14 protein-coding genes are annotated in these 19407 nt (G+C 60.3%); 4 read left to right on the top strand and 10 right to left on the bottom strand.

What is annotated here, in order from left to right; translation table 11 throughout:
• Positions 1-5: 5 nt before the first annotated feature.
• The 6 genes from hyi to LVY75_27855 all read right to left on the bottom strand — a co-directional run bounded on the left by hyi (position 6) and on the right by LVY75_27855 (position 8930).
• Positions 6-785: a hydroxypyruvate isomerase gene (gene hyi, locus LVY75_27880; GenBank protein XAZ22598.1), complete on the bottom strand. Its 780-nt coding sequence runs from the start codon at positions 783-785 to the stop codon at positions 6-8.
• Positions 786-795: 10 nt separating this feature from the next.
• Entirely contained in the window at positions 796-2505 is a 1710-nt protein-coding gene (locus tag LVY75_27875; GenBank protein ID XAZ22597.1) for an ABC transporter ATP-binding protein, read from the bottom strand.
• A gap of 10 nt (positions 2506-2515) precedes the next feature.
• Positions 2516-3703: an ABC transporter permease gene (locus LVY75_27870; protein ID XAZ22596.1), complete on the bottom strand. Its 1188-nt coding sequence runs from the start codon at positions 3701-3703 to the stop codon at positions 2516-2518.
• Positions 3704-3713: 10 nt separating this feature from the next.
• Positions 3714-4700 (bottom strand): ABC transporter permease, encoded by a 987-nt coding sequence (locus LVY75_27865; protein XAZ22595.1) that lies wholly within the window; start codon positions 4698-4700, stop codon positions 3714-3716.
• A gap of 107 nt (positions 4701-4807) precedes the next feature.
• The gene (locus LVY75_27860) at positions 4808-6916 is read right to left on the bottom strand and encodes a family 10 glycosylhydrolase (GenBank protein ID XAZ22594.1); all 2109 of its coding nucleotides are present in this window, start codon (positions 6914-6916) and stop codon (positions 4808-4810) included.
• An 88-nt stretch (positions 6917-7004) separates the two neighbouring features.
• Positions 7005-8930, bottom strand: a complete 1926-nt coding sequence (locus LVY75_27855) for an ABC transporter substrate-binding protein (GenBank protein ID XAZ22593.1) — start codon at positions 8928-8930, stop codon at positions 7005-7007.
• Positions 8931-9114: 184 nt separating this feature from the next.
• Between LVY75_27855 and LVY75_27850 the strand changes: the two genes are divergently transcribed.
• Positions 9115-10170, top strand: a complete 1056-nt coding sequence (locus LVY75_27850; protein XAZ22592.1) for a LacI family transcriptional regulator — start codon at positions 9115-9117, stop codon at positions 10168-10170.
• Positions 10171-10207: 37 nt separating this feature from the next.
• Here the strand turns inward: LVY75_27850 and LVY75_27845 are convergent, their stop codons facing one another.
• Positions 10208-10975, bottom strand: coding sequence for a TIM barrel protein (locus LVY75_27845; GenBank protein XAZ22591.1), 768 nt, complete (start codon positions 10973-10975; stop codon positions 10208-10210).
• 163 nt (positions 10976-11138) lie between these two features.
• On the opposite strand from LVY75_27845, the gene LVY75_27840 reads away from it, so the two are divergent.
• Positions 11139-11927: an SDR family oxidoreductase gene (locus LVY75_27840; GenBank protein ID XAZ22590.1), complete on the top strand. Its 789-nt coding sequence runs from the start codon at positions 11139-11141 to the stop codon at positions 11925-11927.
• Between the two features lie 211 nt (positions 11928-12138).
• Complete coding sequence (locus LVY75_27835; protein XAZ22589.1) at positions 12139-12600, top strand: Rrf2 family transcriptional regulator; 462 nt, start codon at positions 12139-12141, stop codon at positions 12598-12600.
• A gap of 66 nt (positions 12601-12666) precedes the next feature.
• On the opposite strand, the gene LVY75_27830 is transcribed toward LVY75_27835, so the two are convergent.
• Positions 12667-13791 (bottom strand): acyl-CoA dehydrogenase family protein, encoded by a 1125-nt coding sequence (locus LVY75_27830; protein XAZ22588.1) that lies wholly within the window; start codon positions 13789-13791, stop codon positions 12667-12669.
• A 162-nt stretch (positions 13792-13953) separates the two neighbouring features.
• Here LVY75_27830 and LVY75_27825 point away from each other — a divergent pair, with 162 nt between their 5' ends.
• The gene (locus LVY75_27825) at positions 13954-14730 is read left to right on the top strand and encodes a metallophosphoesterase (GenBank protein XAZ22587.1); all 777 of its coding nucleotides are present in this window, start codon (positions 13954-13956) and stop codon (positions 14728-14730) included.
• A gap of 7 nt (positions 14731-14737) precedes the next feature.
• Here the strand turns inward: LVY75_27825 and LVY75_27820 are convergent, their stop codons facing one another.
• On the bottom strand, positions 14738-17917 hold the full coding sequence (locus LVY75_27820; GenBank protein ID XAZ22586.1) for an efflux RND transporter permease subunit: 3180 nt from the start codon (positions 17915-17917) through the stop codon (positions 14738-14740).
• Complete coding sequence (locus LVY75_27815) at positions 17914-19089, bottom strand: efflux RND transporter periplasmic adaptor subunit (GenBank protein XAZ22585.1); 1176 nt, start codon at positions 19087-19089, stop codon at positions 17914-17916. The genes LVY75_27820 and LVY75_27815 overlap by 4 nt, the downstream gene beginning before the upstream one ends.
• Positions 19090-19407: the final 318 nt, after the last annotated feature.

Raw genomic sequence — 19407 nt, 5'->3', positions numbered from 1 at the left:
CGCGCTCACTTCCGATAGGGTTTCATCCAGCCAAGGCCCTCGCTGGTGCCGGTCTTCGGTTTGTATTCGCAGCCGACCCAGCCGTCGTAGCCGAGGCGGTCGAGTTCGGAGAGGATGAAGCCGTAGTTGATCTCGCCCGTGCCGGGTTCGTTGCGGCCGGGATTGTCGGCGATCTGCACATGGGCAATCCTGTCCTTCAGCCGGATGAAGGTCGGGATCAGGTCGCCCTGCATGATCTGCATGTGGTAGAAATCATACTGGATGTAGAGATTGTCGGAGCCGACCTTTTCGAGGATGCGCTCGGCGTGGTCCGTGTTCGACAGGAAGAAGCCGGGAATATCGCGCAGGTTGATCGGCTCGATCAGCAGCTTCACGCCGGCATCGGCCGTGCGTGCGGCGGCGTATTTCAAATTCTCGACCAGTACCTTTTCGAGGGTTTCGAGATCGGCGCCCTTTGGCACGAGGCCGGAGATGACGTTGACTTGCGGGCAATCGAGCGCCTTGGCATAGTCAAGCGCCAGCGAGATGCCGCTGCGGAATTCCTCGATACGATCAGGCAGGCAGGCAATGCCGCGCTCGCCTCCGGCCCAGTCACCCGAGGGAACGTTGAAGAGCGCCTGCTTCAGGCCGTTTGCCTTGAGCGCATCGGCGACCTTTTCCTTCGGTTCGGCATAGGGGCCGAGATATTCGAGCGCGCCGAACCCGTCTTTTGCGGCGGCGGCGAAACGATCGAGGAAGGCTAAGTCCTGATAGAGGAAGGAAAGATTGGCGGAAAATCTCGGCACGGGAATATCCTCAGGCATTGGCGGGAGCGATGAAGCGATGCCGGTGCAGCATGCGCTTGTCGCGTGGGTCGGGATTGGGAACGGCTGAAATGAGGCTCTTCGTATAGGCTTCCTGCGGCGCGGTGCAGATCTGCTCGGCCTCGCCAAGTTCGACGATCTTGCCGCGGTGCATGACGGCTACACGGTCGCAGAAATAGCGTACCACGGAAATATCGTGGGAGATGAAGATGAAGCTCAGGTTCAGCCGCTGGCGGATGTCGAGCAGCAGATCGAGGATCTGGCTGCGGATCGACACGTCGAGCGCCGAGGTCGCCTCATCGGCGATGATGATGCGGGGATCGAGGGCAAGGGCGCGAGCAATGCCGATGCGCTGGCGCTGGCCGCCCGAGAAGGCATGCGGGTAACGCTCCATGCCCATCGGATCGAGGCCGACGAGGCGCATCAGTTCGGCGACGCGATCTTCCAGCGCCTTGCCCTTGGCTAGGCCGTTGACGATCAAGGGATCGGCGATCACCTCCTTGACGGTCATGCGCGGGTTCAGTGAGGCGAATGGATCCTGGAAAACGAGACGGACTTCGCGATGGAAGTTGCGCAGTTCCTTCTTGCCGAGCTTGGTGACGTCGGTCTCACCGCCATCCTTGTCGCGATAGAGAACCGTGCCGGTTGTCGGTTCGACGGTGCGCAGGATCAGGCGGCCGAGCGTCGTCTTGCCGGAACCGCTTTCGCCGACGATGCCGAGATTTTCACCGGGATAGAGGTCGAAATTGGCGTCATCCACGGCACGCAGCGTGTTGGCGTTCCCATGCCAGCCGAAGGTCTTGCTGAGATTGCGCACCGAGAGGATCGGCTGCGGTGCTTGTGAAGAGATGGCGATGGCCGGCAATCTGCCTTCGACATGATGTGTCAGCTTCACCGTCGAGGCCAGCAGCTGGCGTGTATAGGGATGGGTGGCTGCATGATAGATCGCATCGACCGGGCCACGCTCGACGATGTGGCCGAAGCGCATGACGGCGACATCATCCGCCACCTCAGCCACCACGCCCATGTCGTGGGTGATAAGCAGCATCGCCATGCCGCGATCGACCTGCAGGCGTTTGATGAGGTCGAGGATTTCCGCCTGCGTCGTTACGTCGAGAGCGGTGGTCGGCTCGTCGGCGATCAGGATATCGGGATTGCCGGCGAGCGCCATGGCTATCATGGCGCGCTGGCGCATGCCGCCGGAGAATTCGAACGTGTAGCGGTCGGCCATCTTGTCGGGATTGGGGATTTCCACCTGTCGCAGCAGCTCGACCATGCGGGCGCGCGCCGCCTTCTTGTCGAGATTGCTGTGCAGACGGATCGCCTCGACGATCTGCGAGCCGATCGTGTGAACCGGCGAGAGCGAGCTCATCGGCTCCTGGAAGATGAGGCCGATGCGCCGGCCGCGGATCTCGCGCATGGCGCGGCTGCCGGGCTGAAGCGTGGCGATATCAGTGATCTCGCTGCCGTTGCGCAACAGGATGCGACCGCCGACGATCGTACCGGGCTTATCGACAATCTGCAGCAGCGAGCGAGCAGTTACACTCTTGCCCGAACCGCTTTCGCCGACGAGGCAGAGCGTCTGCCCTCGCTTGAGCTGAAAGCTGACATCTTCGACGGCATGCAGGATATGCGTGCGCAGCCGGAAATCGATCGAGAGGTTTTCAACCGAGAGAACGACGTCACCGGGAAGATCGGTCATGGCTTCCTCCTCAATTGTCATAGGGATCGGCTGCATCGCGCAGGCCGTCGCCGAAGAAGTTGAAGGACAGGACGGCAATGACGACTGCCAGAGACGGCCAGATCAGCAGCCAGGGCGCGGTCGCGACCGTGCGGATGTTCTGGGCGTCCTGCAGCAGCACGCCCCAGCTGACGACAGGCGGCTTGAGGCCGATGCCGAGGAAGGAGAGCGAGGTCTCGGCAACGATCATCGTCGGCACGGCCAATGTGACGACAGCGAGGATGTGGCTCGTCAGCGACGGCAGGATATGGCGGAAGATCAACCTTGCTTCGCTTGAGCCGTCGAGCTTGGCGGCGGTAACAAAATCCTCGCTGCGCAGCGCCAGAAAGCGGCCGCGCACCTCGCGGGCCAGGCTCGTCCAGCCAAGCAGAGAGACGATGATGGTGATGACGAAATAGACGTTGACGGGCGACCACGTGAGCGGAATTGCTGCTGCAAGCCCGAGCCAGAGCGGGATGGTTGGCATGGCGCTGACGACTTCGATGACTCGCTGGATCAGCGTATCCACCCAGCCGCCGTAGAAGCCGGAGATAGAGCCAAGCACGACACCGAGCACCAGCGACATGGCGACGCCGACGAGGCCGATCGACATGGAAATGCGGGTGCCGTAGATCAACCGCGTGAGAACGTCGCGGCCGAGGCGATCGGCGCCGAGCAGGTACATTGGGTCATTGGGGTTGATCGGGCCGAAGAAATGCGTGGTCATCGGGATCAAGCCCCAGAGCTGATAGGCCGGGCCTTTGACGAAGAAGCCGACCGGCACGACCTTGGTATCGTCAACGACAAAGGTGCGCCTCAAGGCCACCTTGTCGATCTCCACCTTGTAGCCCTTCACATGGAAATTGAATTCCGAGCTGCCATCCGGCTTGGTCACGAAGAAGCTCAGGCTCTGTGGCGGTGCGTAGGTATATTGCGGCTTCGAGGTCGCGGGCAAAGAGGGCGCCAGGAATTCGGCAAACAGGCCGATCAGATAAAGCAGCAGGATGATTACGCCGGCGACCATCGCCACTTTCTGGCGGATCAGTTTACCAGCAATCAGTCGCCAGGGACCGACAGCGGCGATCGAGACCGTCTTGCCCTGTTTCAGCGGGCTGATCGAGGGGCCGTCGGCGACGACATGCAGGGGGCCGGTATGGGTTCCGAATGTTTCGTGCGTCATCGGCACCTCCTCAATTGAACCGGATGCGCGGATCGAGCAGCGCAAGCAGCAGGTCCGACAGGAGCATGCCGACGAGGGTGAGCGCCGAGAGCAGCAGGATGAAGCTGCCGGCGAGATACATGTCCTGCGAGACCAGCGCACGGAAGAGCAGGGGGCCAGCGGTTGGCAGGTTCAGGACGATGGCGGTGATCGTCACGCCGGAAACGAGGTGCGGCAGCACCCAGCCGATCGCCGAGACGAAGGGGTTCAGCGCAATGCGCACCGGGTACTTCATGATCACTTTGTATTCCGGCAGGCCCTTGGCGCGGGCAGTGATGACATAGGGCTTATGCAGCTCGTCCGTCAGATTGGCGCGCAGGATGCGGATGAGGGCGGCCGTGCCCGAGGCGCCGATGATGATGATCGGAATCCAGAGATGGGCGAGGAAGTCGCCGATCTTGGCGAGGCTCCACGGCGCCTCGGCATATTCGGGTGAATTGAGACCGCCGACGCTCTGCCCGAGATAGCGGTAGGCGACATACATCAGTGTCAGCGCCAGGATGAAGTTCGGTACGGCGAGACCGATGAAGCCGAAGAAGGTGAAGACGTGATCGCTGATCGAATGGCGGCGGACAGCCGAGTAGATGCCGATTGGCAGGGCGACGATCCAGACGAAGAGGAGGCTCAGCAGTGAGATGACCAACGTCGAGCCCATGCGCGCCCAGATGAGGCCGGAGACGGGCTGGTTCCACTCGAACGACCAGCCGAAATCGCCGCGGCTGACGATGCCCCAGATCCACTTCAGATATTGAATGTAGAAAGGATCGTCGAAGCCGTAGATCTCTTTCAGCCGCTCGATCTGCGCGGGATCGACAGCCTGGCCGCTGTCGCTCATCGTGGCGATCATCGAGGTCAGGTAGTCACCCGGCGGCAGCTGGATGATCAGGAACGAGATCAGCGACATGCCGATCAGCGTCGGGATCATGTAGAGCACGCGCTTGAAAATATAGCCAAGCATCGGAATGTTTCTCCTCCCGTTGAGAGCGCCCGGTCAGGCGCTTCCTTCGGATCTCCATCCGCTTTCGGCCCCTTCAGGCCGAAAGCGCTCCTCCTTGCTTCAGCACCTCATTTCCAGGTGAGGTGCAGCACCTCCAGCCGTTCGATGCCGGGCACCTCCACCTGTGCACGGCCGTCCTTGACGCTGAAGTTTGCGGCGCGGTCGGTAACAACAAGCCATGCTTTGGCTACCGATTTGCCCGAGGGAATTTCCACTGAAACCGTCTGCGCCGCCAGAGGGTAATTTTCGCGTATCGGCCCCTTCATCATCATCGGGTTTGTGAGGTTGAAGAGGCTGAGCGCGACGCCTTCAGCATTTTCGCGCAACGCCATGTCGAGGACGCCGGGGCCTTCGACGGTGACGCGCGGCGTCTTGCCAAGTGCCCAGTGGACTGCATTAGCAATCAGCTTTCCGTGGTCGACAGCAAAGACTTCCCAGAAGATCTCGCCGATATTCCAGGGCATATAGACGGTGCGGCCACCCTTGCCGGTTTCACGGGCGATAACGCCAGCACCTTCGGGGGCCTTGCGCGGATAGACTTCCTCCATCGGCAGATCCGGGAAGTCGGGCACATAGAGGAAGGGTGTCGTCGCGTTGCCGATGGGATCGGCATGGATCAGGCGCGTGCCACCCATGATGCGCTCGGCACCGTCATAGCCTTGATTGACCGGATGATCGCCCGAGAGCGCCACGTAGGTGTTCTTGACGATGCCGCGCGGGCCGGAGACGAACTTGGCGCCGAGCACGTCTGAGAGGCCGAATTCGCTGCGTTTCTTGCCGAATTCGTCGCGCAGCGAGGTTTCGTAGGACGCGATGACGCTACCGCCGCGCTCGACATAGGCGCGGATCGCCGCGTTCTGCACATCTGAAAGGCAGGAGGCGTTGGCGAGGATGATCAGCTTGAAGCGGTCGAGGGTTTCCTTGGTCAGAACCTGATCCGAGAGAAGCTCGAAGGGCAGGCGGGCTTCGACGAGGGCATGATAGAAGCCAAGATCATGCTTCTCAGCGTTGTGGCGCTCTTCCGGCGCCCAATGGCGGAGCGTCGTCGAGGGGTCGATGACGGCGATTTCTGCCGTCGGATGCATGCTTTCCAGGACAGGCTCGACGGCCGCCTGAAGGGCAAAAGCGTCGGCGACCGGTTCGACCCAGCGCTTGTCGGGTACGACGCCGTTGAATTTGGTGAACCAGGCATAGAGGCCGTGGGCCGTGCCGTCATTGATCCAGAGCTGCATTTCCTCGCCAGAGGTGACGGCATCCTTCCAGCGATATTCCTCTTCCGGTCCGATCGAAGTGATGAGCACGACCGGACGATCCGGGAAAGTGGCGCGGATGCGCTTGCCGTTGCGGCCGGCCGACCAGCCGAGTTCCAGACCCTTGCGGCCCTGATGGTCGACGACGAGGAAGGGGCAGTGTTTGGCGATGACCGAAAGGTCGAATTCCATCAGCGAAGCGCCGCCCATGTTCGGGATGAAGCTCGCATGCGGGCGGATCGCTTTGACCGCATCGTCCCACTGGGCGATCATGTCGGTCAGAACCCGGCGGCGCCACTGTACCCAGGCCTGCCAGGCCGGGTCGTCGGCATCCGGCTTCTTCGGCAGGGCGTGGCCGAACATATCCTTGAAGCGGCGCGCGCTGTCTTCGCTGTAATCGACGCCGTGACCCTGCCAGCGATTGGCGAAGACGGCGTCGATATCGTATTTGCGGACGATCTCCTTGACCACTTCAGGCATGAAGACGGTGTTGTAATCGCCATAGGCGTTCGTGACCCAGACATCCGGATAGGCCCAGTGGCGTCGCGGTGTGCCGTCGGCATTGATCATCACCCATTCGGGATGCGCCTTGGCGGCATCGTCGTGAATGGCGTGCGGATCGACGCGGGCCATGACATGCATGTCGAGCTTGCGGGCGGCATCGACGAGCGCGCCGAAGATGTCCTTATCACCCAGATATTTGCTCACATAGTGATAGGGAACTTCACTCGGATAATAGGCGATGTAACCGCCGGCGCTGAGGCAGACGGCATTGGATTTCGTGCGCCTGAAGACATCGACCCAGAAGGCCGGATCGTATTTCTCCGGATCGTCTTCGACGAAAGTGAGCTGGGTCCAGCGCGTTGCGGTCTTGAACCAGTCCGGCGTGCGCAGCGTATCGGTATTCTGTCTTCTGGCGTCGAGCATCGTCTTCATCCAATCATTGGCAAAAGAAGGGCCGTGGCGCCGACCGGTAGTGCCGGCGCCCGTAATGGATCATTGCTGTCACAGGCCATCAGACCTTGTAGAACTGCTCTGGCATGGTGGGAGCAGGGGTCGGCCAGCCGAAGGAGTTCGGCATGGTCTTCGTGATGTTCTTCATGTTGTTCTTGACGACGCCGTAGCCATCCGGTGGCTGGGAAATGCCGAAGACATAGAAGTTCTCCGCAGCACCCTGCAGGATCTGTTTCATGATCTCCTGCTGGCCGGCAGGATCGGAGGTTGCCTTCAGCTTGTCGTAGAGCTCAAGCTGCTTCTTCGTTTCCTCCGGTGGCTCTTCCGCATTGGCGTTGTTGCGGTCGAGATACCAGAGCTGCCAGGCTGGAGCATACATGGCGTTCGAATCCGTCGGCACGTAGTAGCGCGGATCGAGCATGGCAGCGACGCCGCCATTGGCGCCGAACTGGTGAGCCGTCGCGTCGAAATCGCGGCCCTGACGGACACGGGTTTCCCAGAGCGAACGGTCCATGGTGCGCATCTGCGCATCGATGCCGACAGCCTGGAACATCGGAATGACCAGCTGGAAGAGATCGAGGAAGACGGCGCGCGCCTGGTCGATCTCGAAGATCACCGTCAGGCGGCGGCCCTTTTCATCGAGACGGAAGTTCTGATCGTCGCGCTTCGGGATCAACGTGTCGAGCATGGCATTCGCCTTGTCGACATCGTAGCTTGTGAACTGAGTGGCAAGCTGCTCGTTGTAGAGCGGATCGCCCTGCTTGATAGACGGCTGGGCAGGAGCGCCTTGGCCAACGAGCACGGCGTCGATCAGCGACTGGCGATCGAGCGCCATGGAGAGAGCTGCGCGGAAATCCTTGTTGCGGAAGAGCTTCCGCTTGGTTTCGTCATTGTGGTTCAGGTTGAAGATGAAATTCATCACATTGGCTTCGGTCGAAGTCAGCGTGTAGAAATCATATTTGCCCTGCTCGCGCGCATCGTAGAGCACCGACTTGTTGTTCGGTGTCGCGATATACTGGTCCATCAGGTCGACTTCACCCTGCATGGCCTTCAGCAGCAGCACCTGCGGATCGGCGACCATCTGGTAGACGATGCGATCCATATAGGGGAGTTGGTTACCCTCCGTATCCACCTTCCAATAGAAGGGGTTGCGTTCGGCAACAGCGCGTTCGGTATTTTCGCCCGGCGCGGTCGTGAACATCCAGGCGTGCAGGCAGGGCTTCTTCGAGGAATTCAGGAAGAAGGCGTTGTCGTCCTGGAAGCCGGAGGCGGACTGGAAGGCGGCGATCCAGCTTTCGAAACCGCGTTCCTTGGCAAGCTCATCGGCCTTTGGATTATAATCGATATGGAACTGCTCGAGGTAATGTTTGGGGCAACGGGTCGTATGGTCGCTGTTCGCCCAGGCAACCTGCAACGGGAACATACCGTTAGGTTTTGCGAAGATAACTTTAAACGTCTGCTCGTCAACGATTTCGAGCTTCGCCGGCTTGCCTGCCGTTTTCCAATGGCCCTGGCCGTTCACGGCGACGCGTTTGTCGGTCAGGATCGTATCGTACCAGAACTTCACGTCGGCGGTGGTATAGGGCTGGCCGTCCGACCACTTCATACCCTTGCGCAGGCGGATGGTGTATTCGGTGGAATCCGCATTGCCATCGAAGGCTTCAGCGACGTTCAGCGTCACGCCGGACCAGTCAGGGGTATAGCGCAGCAGCGGCTCATAGGCCTGATAGCGGAACAGCATAGACAGCGAACCGCCGCCGACGAGCGCCATATTCCAGTCGCCGCCGTATTTGCCGACGCCTTCGACCGGCTTGATAACGAGCGGATTTTCCGGCAGCCGGTCCTTCAGGGCTGGCAGCGCGCCGCTTGAAACTTTCTCCTTCAGAATATCCGCTTCCCTGAAGTCGGCGGCGAAAACCGGCAGGGACGGCAGGATCAGAACGGCCGAAGTTCCGGCCAGAAACGCACGACGTTTCAGCTTGATCATAGGGTTCTCCTCCAAAAATCCTCAGCCCTTATCGTTATTTTTGCTCTCGGGCTTGGATAACGGAAAGAATACATTTGGATATTGTTAGGTAAAGCGTTATGTTTTGTTAGTGCAAGAATTTGCAATTTTGGCAGAGAACGTGTAGCGAAGCGCTCCGAGCGCCAGGTGACTATCGAGGTGGAGAGTGGGAAGCAGGGGGCGGGTTACCTTACAGACGATCGCGCGGGAGGTCGGTCTCTCGAAATATGCGGTTTCGCGTTCACTTGCCGGCAAGAGCGGCGTCAGCGAGGAAACACGCATGCTGATCCGCGCGACGGCAGAGCGGCTGGGTTACACGCGTCCTGCGGGCCAATCCCAGACGAACGATATCGCTGTTGTTTTCCACGACCTCGATGCCGTCAACAGCGAACTCTACATGCAGATCCAGAATGGCGTGCAGCGTGAGGCACACAGGCTGGGCATGGCGCTCCGCGTCCGTTGGACACACAGCCCCGATCAGCTTGAGGAATTGGCGCGTTCCTGCGCCGGGCTGCTGCTTGTCGGCCCGCATGACCGGGAGGCAATCGCCGCAGCAACCGCAATCGGGGTGCCGATCGTGCGTTTCGGTTGGGTTGATCCGTTGGAGCAGGCTGACCAGATCACCGGTACGGATCATGAGGCGGGCCAGGCGGTGCTTCAATATCTGATCGGGCTTGGCCACCGGTCGATCTGTTATGTCAACGGCACGCCGGGTTTCCGGGGTCGGCGCGAGCGCTTCTATGGGGCGCGAGAGATTGCCGAACGCTGCGAGGATGTTTCGCTGCATGTGTTGCGGTTCGACGAGCAGGTCGGCTTCGGTGAAGCTTTCCGCGACCTCAAGGCAAAGGGCATTCACCCGACAGCCTTCTTCTGTGCCCATGACGGACTGGCGCTGACGGTGGTTTCGGAACTGCTGGGCCAGGGCTACCGCATTCCCGATGACGTCTCGGTCGTCGGCTTTGGCGATTTCTCGCCGGCTACGCAGATTTCGCCGCCATTGACGACGGTAAAAATGGAAGGACAGGAGGGTGGAGCTGTCGGTCTCCGGCTGCTTCTCGAGCGGATCGAAAATCCGCGCCTGCCCGGCATGCCAGCCCGCCGGGTCATGATCGCTTCGCGGATCGTCGAGCGCCGTTCAGCCGGTCCGTGCAAGGTCGCGGTAGCGACCGATCCAGCAAAGCCGCAATCGGAACTCGCTCGGAACAACGCGCTCGTTAAGTGATGAGGCCGTGCTGCCGGGTGGCGGCAGAAGCTGAGTGTCAGCCCAACGTCGCAATAGCCGCCTTCACCGCATCGGCACCCGGTACTATCGGCTTGTATTCCAGGCCGACAGCGCCGGTATAGCCATTGGCGAAGATCCAGTTGAGGCGGTGAGCGAGATCGATCGTGCCGGTACCAGGTTCGTTGCGGCCGGGGTGATCGGCCACATGGACGTGAAACACGCGGTCCATGCGGCCAGCCAGAACATCTTCCGTGCGTTCGTCCATGACGGCGGAATGATAGATATCATAGACGATGCCGATTTCCGGTCGGGCGACATCATCGACGATGTCCAGGCCCTCGCGGGTGGAATCGAGGAAATAACCGACATGGTCAATGCGGATGTTGAGCGGCTCGACTCCGAGGCGCACGCCGCTGCCGTCAAGAATATCGGCGCCGGCGCGCAGTGTTTCCGTCAGCGACTTGCGTTGTTCGTCCCGCGCGAAGCCCGCGAGGTCGTCGCCCGCCTGTGCGATCAGCACCGGCGCGCCGAGGCGCTTTGCAACGGCGACAGAATCGGCAAGACCCTTCAGCCAAATCTCGCGATTTGAGGCATTGGTCAGAGCGATCATAGGCTCGGCCACGAGGCTCGTTACCTTGAGACCGGTTTCCTTCACCGCGGCTTCGATCGCGCCGAGGTCCTTATCGGTCCACCGCCAGAACTCGATGGCCTCTAGGCCCGCGGCATGGGCACGACGGATCCGGTCCGCGAACACGTCGCCTTCCTCGGCAAACAGCCATTCGATGCAAGCTGAATAAAGTCGCATGAAAACTCCTCCACTATCGCTGCAGGCATGCGACAGATCCCCGCCTGCGACAAGAGGGATCGGCTCCCGGTGCAGATGATTTTTCGCCACGGCTTGACGGGCGGAGCCAATGCCGGAAGAGTTGGCGAATTGGCCGGACCGCCGGCCGGATTGGGAGGATTTCATGGATCTCGGATTGAAGGGTAAAACCGCCGTCATCACCGGCGGCTCGGTCGGCATCGGGCTTGCGATCGCCGAAGGGCTGGCAGCAGAAGGCGCCAACCTCATTTTGTCTGCGCGTGGACGCGAGCGACTGGATACAGAGGCGGTGCGCATCGCCGAAAAATACGGCGTCAGCGCCATTGCGGTCGAAAGCGATGTTGCGACCGTCGAAGGTACGGAGGCAATCATTGCTGCAGCTGCCGAGCGCGGCGGCGCGGACATTCTGATCAACAATGCCGGCACCGGCTCCAACGAGACGGTTATGGAAGCGCCCGATGAAAAATGGCAGGCCTATTTTGATCTGCATGTGATGGCAGCCGTGCGTCTCGCCCGTGGGATCGCCCCACAGATGAAGAGGCGCGGCGGCGGCGTGATCCTTCACAACGCCTCCATCTGCGCCGTGCAGCCGCTCTGGTACGAGCCGATCTACAACGTCACCAAGGCGGCGTTGATGATGTTTTCCAAGACGCTCTCGACGGAACTCGTGAAGGACAGGATTCGCGTCAACTGCGTCAATGCCGGCCTTATTCTGACGCCCGACTGGATCAAGACCGCCAAGCAGCTGACGGCCGAGACGGGCGGCGACTGGGAGGGATATCTGCAGAGCGTGGCGGATGAACATGCCTCGTCCAAGCGGTTCGGCACGCCGGAGGAGCTTGCAAATTTCTTCGTCTTCCTCTGCTCCGACCGGTCGAGCTACAGCATCGGCTCTACCTATTTCGTCGATGGCGGTATGCTGAAGACGGTATAGTTCGTGTTTCCGGTCCCGCTTAGACGTGTCCAGGGCGGGGCCGGCTCATCAATCTTGGCAGGTGCCAGGAGACTTGAATGCGCGGTTTTACGGCAACATAGATAGTCGAAATAACCTATAAAAACGGGTTATTTTGTTGTCTCTTCATGGTTTTGACTCTATTTCCCTGTTATTACGCAAGCATAATGCCGCAAAGTGCAGGGCGATCGAGATGTTGACGAAAAAGGGAAAATACGGATTGAAGGCGCTGGTTGATCTGGCGCGGCTGGCGCCGGGCGAGACCGCCTTCATCAATGATATCGCTTCGCGCAACAACATCCCGAAGAAATTCCTTGATACGATCCTCCTGGAATTGCGCAATGTCGGTATCCTTCGATCGAAGAAGGGACCGGGTGGTGGTTATTCGCTTTCGCGGCCAGCCTCTGAGATCCGCATCGGTCATGTCATCCGCACGCTGGATGGGCCGCTTGCGCCGATCCGCTGCGCAAGCCGAACAGCTTATGAGGCCTGCGACGACTGTTCTGATCCCGAGACCTGTCAGGTGCGGCGTTCGATGACCGAAGTGCGGGACGCGATCGCTGCCATTCTCGACAATATGACGCTCGAACAGTTCGTCCTTGGCGGTGGTGTCGAAACGGTCGAGGAAAAGCTTCCGGTTTCCGCCGCAAGCTGATCCGCACGCCTCTCATCTTCACGCAGTTCCGGACGCAAAAGCGCGGCACGGTTTGCCGGAATTGCGTCAGCCCTCTCTCATTTTCAGAACATATGCGCCCGCCGTGTTGAGCAGCGGGTCGCGCTGAATTGTCATGTCGTGGATGCGAGCGTTACGCCAGTGGCAGTCGAGGTTGAGCGCTATACTGCCGGTCGCACCACGGGCCAGTTCGAAAAGGGCATTCGCGGTGTCCAACGCCGCCTCTGTCGCGCCGAGGCAGGCGGAGGAGGCAGAGAAATAGGCGTCCGCCATGGCGGGCTCGGCGGGACTTACCTGGGCCATATCCAGTTTGCGGCCGGCCCGTTCCAACGCGCCAGTCGCTGTTTCGATACGAACAGCGCGCTTTCCGATTTTGCCGAAGAGGGCAGAGGGGTCCTTCGCCATGACGAGCAGGTCGGCAAAAGCCGCACGGGCGATGCCGAGGCTGACGGCTGCTTGCAGGAGAAGGCCCAAGGAACTTTCCGTCGTGTGACTGCCGGATGGGGCCAGGCTGACGGTATCGGCATTCACATGCAGCTTGCCGGCAATCATCGTTGCTGTGCCGTTGGTGCGCAGTCCGAACGCATCCCAGTCGTCCACGGTTTGCAACTCATCGCTGTCGCGCTGCAGATGCAGCGTCACCCGGCGGCCTGCGGGATCGATCGCTGCTGCGGCGATCCAGTCGGAGAAAAGGATGGCGGCTGCCTGCTCCGATCTGCCTGTCAGGCGAAAGCCGGAGCCCTCGGCAACGAGGCTTGCCTGATCGGCAAAACGGGTTGCTGCAAAACGGTCGCCGTCGAGCGCGCGGTAGAAGAGGGTGGTCTTCAGTTCTTCGGAGGGCTGGTTGCGCAGCCCTTCCAGCACGCGGAAGTGAGATGCCAGCACACTACCGATCGAGGCATCGCTCTCGGCGATGATGGCGACGATCTCGGCGAGCAAAGCGTTGGAAATATCGAGCCCTGTATATTCGGGCGGAACGGTGATTGCAGTGAGGCCGGATTGCGAGAGCGCGTCGAGTTCGGCGTTCGGCATGAGGCGGTTGATATCGCGCTCGTTGGCCCGCTGGCGGAAGACGACCGCAAGCTGGCGTGCCGCGGAAACAGCTTCTTCCTCGGTCTCGATACGGTGCGCGGGAGGGCGCACATTGTCATGCAGTTGCGATACGGTGCCCATCTGCCACTCTTTCCCAAAGCTAAAAAAGTGCGTGATTGCATCGGCTTGCGTAAGGCCGGTTTTTTCACAAAAGCGCTGCTGGTTGAATTTTCTTACCAGCTTGATCGCCTTGCCGTATGCTCTAGTTATGGTTAAGGGACGGCGAACTGATCAGGAATGATGATGAGTGATTCTCTTGCACGAAGCCGCGAGGGTTCGAAGGCTGGTCGTCAGCCGCGCCCGCGCGTGAGCATGGATATAGCAGAGATCCCGACCTATGCCATCGGCGACGTGCATGGTCGTCTCGACCTGCTGCAGAAAGCGGAAGAGGCGATCGTACGTGATGCAGAACATCTGCCGGGCAAGAAGCTCATCGTCATGCTCGGCGATTATATCGATCGCGGTCCGCAATCGGCACATGTCATCAGCCATCTCATGGACCCGGCGCCGGAAGGATTCGAGCGCATTTGCCTTGCCGGCAACCACGAGATCGTCATGCTCGACTATATTGACGGCTGGGCGTCCTACGACGACTGGATGACGATGGGGGCGGCTGAGCTTCTGCGCTCCTACGGTCTCGATCCCGATCACCTGCCGCTCGTCTTCCGCTCCGGTGCGCAACTTGACGCCTTCATCCGCCAGTCGCTGCCGCATACGCATATCGATTTCATCCGCACCCTGCCGATCATGCTCGATACGCCCAATGTCGCCTTCGTACATGCGGGCATCGACCCGCGGGTATCGCTCGAAGAACAGGCCGATGACGACATGGCCTTCATCCGCCAGCGTTTCCTGGAAAGCTCGCTGCCATTGCCGAAACTCATCGTGCATGGTCACACGCCCAGCGACCAGCCGGACGTGCAGCCGATGCGGCTCAACCTCGATACCCGTGCCTTCCGGAGCGGCAGGCTCTCCGTCGCCCGTTTCTGGCAGGGACAGGTTTACCTGTTTTCCACCTGAAACTAGCTCAGGCAGCATTCTCCTCAGCATCGACGTGAGCCGGCGCTTCTGCCGGCTTTTTGCGCCAGCGGCGCAGCACGACGTAGAAGACCGGCGTCAGGAACAGGCCGAAGATCGTCACGCCCAACATGCCCGAGAACACGGCCGTGCCGAGCGACTGGCGCATTTCAGCACCGGGGCCGGTGGCGATGGCAAGCGGCAGGACGCCAAAGATGAAGGCGAAGGCCGTCATCAGGATCGGGCGCAGGCGAAGATGGCTTGCCTCGATTGCGGCATCGACGACGCTTTTCCCCTCTTCTTCTGCCTGTCTTGCAAACTCGACGATCAGAATGGCGTTCTTGGCCGCAAGGCCGATCAGGACGATCAGACCGATCTGGGTGAGGACGTTGTTGTCCATTCCCCTCAGCCAGACGCCGATCAACGCGGCGAGCACTGCCAGCGGAACAATGAGGATGATCGCCAGAGGCAGGACCCAGCTTTCATATTGCGCGGCAAGCGCAAGGAAGACGAAAATGACAGACAGGGCGAAGATGTAGATCGCGGTATTGCCGGTGTGGGTTTCCTGATAGGCAAGCTCGGTCCATTCGAAGGTCGTCCCCGGCGGCAGGATCTGCGCAGCCAGACCCTCCATCTTCTTGATGGCGTCGCCCGTCGATGTACCGGGTGTCGGATTGCCCTGCAGCGGCACCGAGACATACATGTTGTAGCGCTGGACGAGTGCCGGACCGCTGGAATCCTGGATATCCATCAGGGTACCAAGCGGAACCAGCGCGCCGGTTGCCGAGCGAACCTTCAGGGCGAGAATATCGTCCCTGTCCATGCGGTATTGCCGGTCGGCCTGGGCGCGAACCTGGTAGACGCGTCCGAACGCGTTGAAATCGTTCACATAGGCAGTGCCGAGGTTGATGGAGAGAGCGTTGAAGATATTGGGGATCGGCACATTCAGGAACCGTGCCTTGTCGCGGTCGATCGCCAGGAAATATTGCGGGCTTGCATCCGAGAATGTCGTGAAGACGCCGGTCAGGCCGGGTGTGGTTGCAGCCGCACCCATCATCTGGCGGGCCAGACCAAGGACGCGCGTCATGTCCGCGTTTTCAAGATCCGAGATCTGCATCTTGAAGCCGCCGGAATTACCGACGCCGCGCACCGATGGCGGCGGGATGGCAATGATGAAGGCTTCCTGGATGCTCTGCAGCTTGCCGTACAGTTCGCCAATGATCTTGTTGGCGGTTTCGCCGCCCTCTTCACGTTCAGCAAAGGATTTGAAGGGGACGAAGACGACGCCGGAATTCGAAGCGTTCGTGAAGGTCGCTCCGCTGAAGCCGGCAAATTGCACGGCATTGCCGACACCGGGCACCGTACGGGCGATATCGCCCACCTGCTTGACGACGGCGTCGGTACGCGCCAGCGAGGCGCCGTCCGGAAGCTGGATGACGACGATTGCGTAACCCTGGTCCATTGTCGGGATGAAGCCCGAGGGAACCTTCTGTCCCATATACCATGTCGCTCCGAGCAGGCCGGCGAAGACAACAAGCGAAGCTGTCAATCCTACCCAACTGCTGACGAGGTGCCGGACGATCCAGGAATAGCCAGAGCTCATCCGATCGAATCCGCGATTGAAGCCATTCGCAAGCCCGCTTCCCAACTGGGAGAAGATGTTCTTGCGCTTGGTCTCGTGATCGTGGGTTTTCAGCAATATGCCTGCCAGTGCGGGCGAAAGCGTCAGCGAATTCAATGCGGAAATCGCCGTCGTGACTGAAATCGTCACCGCGAACTGTTTGTAGAACTGTCCGGAAATACCCGGAATGAAGGCCGTTGGCACGAATACGGCGATCAGCACCAGCGAGATGGCGACCACGGCGGTCCCGACTTCGTCCATCGTGACGTGCGCCGCCTGTTTCGGGGTCATGCCGCGCGCCAGGTTTCGCTCGACATTTTCCACTACCACGATCGCGTCGTCGACGACGATACCGATTGCCAGGACGAGGCCGAACAGCGTCAGCATATTGAGAGAGAAGCCGAAGGCGAGCAGGACGGCGAAGGTGCCGATCAGCGACACGGGAATGGCGATGATCGGAATGAGGGCGGTTCGCCAGGATTGCAGGAAGACGAGAACGACGATCGCCACGAGGATCGCAGCCTCGGCGATGGTCCTGTAGACCTCATTGATCGAATCCGAGATGAATTCGGTCGTATCGTAGACGATCCGATATTCCAGGCCCTGCGGGAAGTTCTGCGACAGATCCTTCATGATGCCCTGGATCTGATGGGCCGTATCCAGCGCATTGGTTCCCGGGCGGGCGAAGATGCCGAGGGCGACGGCCGGGTCATTGTTGAGATAACTGTTGGTGACGTAATCCTGTGCGCCGAGTTCAATGCGGGCGACATCCTGCAGCGACACGAGCCGGCCGCTGGCCGTCGATTTCACGATGACGTACCGGAACTGGCGTACATCCGAGAAACGTCCGTCCGTTCGCACCGTATATTCGAACGCATTCTTGCCGGTCACCGGCGGAGCGCCGATCTTGCCGCCCGATACCTGGACGTTCTGGTCTCTCAATGCGGCGACGACATCATCGGATGTCATTCCGTAGGCGGAGAGCTTTTCCGGATCCAGCCAGATTCGCATCGAATATTGGCGCTCACCGAAGAGCTGCACGTCACCGACACCATCAAGGCGTACAAGAACGTCGCGTATGCGGTTGCGGGCATAGTTCGAAACGTAGAGCTGGTCATAGCGATGCGACGGGGACAGGAGGTGCACGACCATCATCAGGTCAGGCGAGCTCTTGTCGGTGGTCACGCCAAGACGCTGGACTTCCTCGGGAAGTCGGGGCAGGGCGATGGAAACGCGGTTCTGCACAAGAACCTGGACCTTGTCGAGATCGGTACCGAGCTTGAAGGTGATCGTCAGCGACATGGCGCCATCGGCGCTGGAGTAGGAAGACATGTAGAGCATGTCTTCGACGCCGTTGATCTGCTGTTCGAGCGGGGTCGAAACCGTATCGGCAATCGTCTGCGGGTCGGCGCCCGGATAGGAGGTGCGCACGACGATGGTCGGCGGTGCAATCTCCGGATATTGGGAGACCGGCAATTGCGTGTAGGCAATGCTGCCGACAACAAGGAGAACAATGGAGATGACGGCCGCAAAGATCGGCCGGTCTACGAAGAAATGGGCAAATCTCATTGGCCGCTCTCCGCGCCGGCTGTTTCCGGCGGAGCATCCGTCCGCTGCTTGGGCAATTCGGTCATCTGAGGTGTTACCTTCGCACCCGGTCGGGCGCGTATCAGGCCGTTGACGATGATCGTCTCGGTGCCGTCGAGGCCTTCACGAATGACACGGTAACCGTAGAGCCGCGGACCGGGCCTCACGGACTTGGTCGACACGGTGCCATCGGCGCCGACGACGTAGACGACGCGCTCGTTCTGGTCAGAGCCGATTGCCTCGTCAGGGACGAGAATGGCCTGGTAGGTGTTGGAGGCTTCAACCTGAATGCGGCCGAAGAGGCCGGGCTGAAGAACGAGATCGGGATTGGGGAAGCGGGCACGCAGACGAATGGTGCCGCTCTCGTTGTCGATCCGGTTCTCGGCGAAATCGAGTTTCCCCTGGAACGGTTTTGCATTGGGATCCGAGATCGTCACGGTGACATCCAGTCCGCCGCCGCCCTGCTGGAGATCCTTGCCGAGCTTGCGTGCCGTATCTGCGAAGTTGAGCAGGCGGCGCTCATCGACATCGAAATAGAAATCGATCGGGTCGAGAGAAACAATCGTCGTTAGCACTGTCTGGTCGGTCTGTACGAGATTGCCGGCAGAGATCAGGCGCCGGTCGATGCGGCCGCTAAGGGGGGCGGCGATCTCGGTATATTCCATGTCGAGCGCAGCACGATCGGCTGCAGCCTGCGCGCCGCGGACATTGGCCTGCGCGGAATCGAACTCACGGCGGCGATCGTCCAGTGTCTGGGCCGATTGGCTGCCGCTCGAAGCCAGCGACTGGGCGCGCTTATATTGTGCGTCGGCAAAGACCAGAGCCGATTTCGACGCTTCAAGTGCGGCATTGGCCTGATTGAGTGCGGTGACGAACGGCCTCTGATCGATGACGAAGAGCCGGTCGCCCTTTTTCACCAGAGCGCCGTCGGTGAAGTCAACTTCCTGCAGGTAGCCGCCGACGCGCGAGCGGACCGAGACCTCGTCGACCGGTTCAAAACGGCCGATGAACTCGTCATTGTCGACCACATCGCGCACCACGGGCTTGGCAACGGTGACGGGCGGGGGGGCAGCCGCTTGCTGCGCTTCAGCGATAAGCGGCAGGAGGGCCGCAAAGCAGCCGAGCGCCAGTGTCTGTCGAAACGAATAAGCCATTCCGGTCCCCCTTGCGGGCGGCCGAATGCAGCCGCCTGAACCTATGCCTGAAAATTGCTGTTCATGTCTGCCGGGACGAAAGCATGAGCCTTCGTCCTAAGTCCGAATTCTACTCATGCGTGGCTGCCGGGAAGATGACAGGTGCAAGCCAGCACCTCGAAATCAACCGGAAGGAGAAAATCCTGATCTCCGTAACCCTATGAAGACAGACTATAAACGGGAGAAATCCAAAAATTGCAAACGCCAATTGTTCGCATTGATTTGGCGTTCCGCAAACCCCTGCATTTCTGCGGATGTGTCGCGTCATCACATTTGCGC

Origin of the sequence: Sinorhizobium sp. B11, assembly GCA_039725955.1 — a bacterium.
In the GTDB taxonomy this organism is placed as follows: domain Bacteria; phylum Pseudomonadota; class Alphaproteobacteria; order Rhizobiales; family Rhizobiaceae; genus Rhizobium.
Note: the sequence above shows the minus strand (reverse complement) of the source record. Positions and strands in the feature narration are given on the sequence as shown.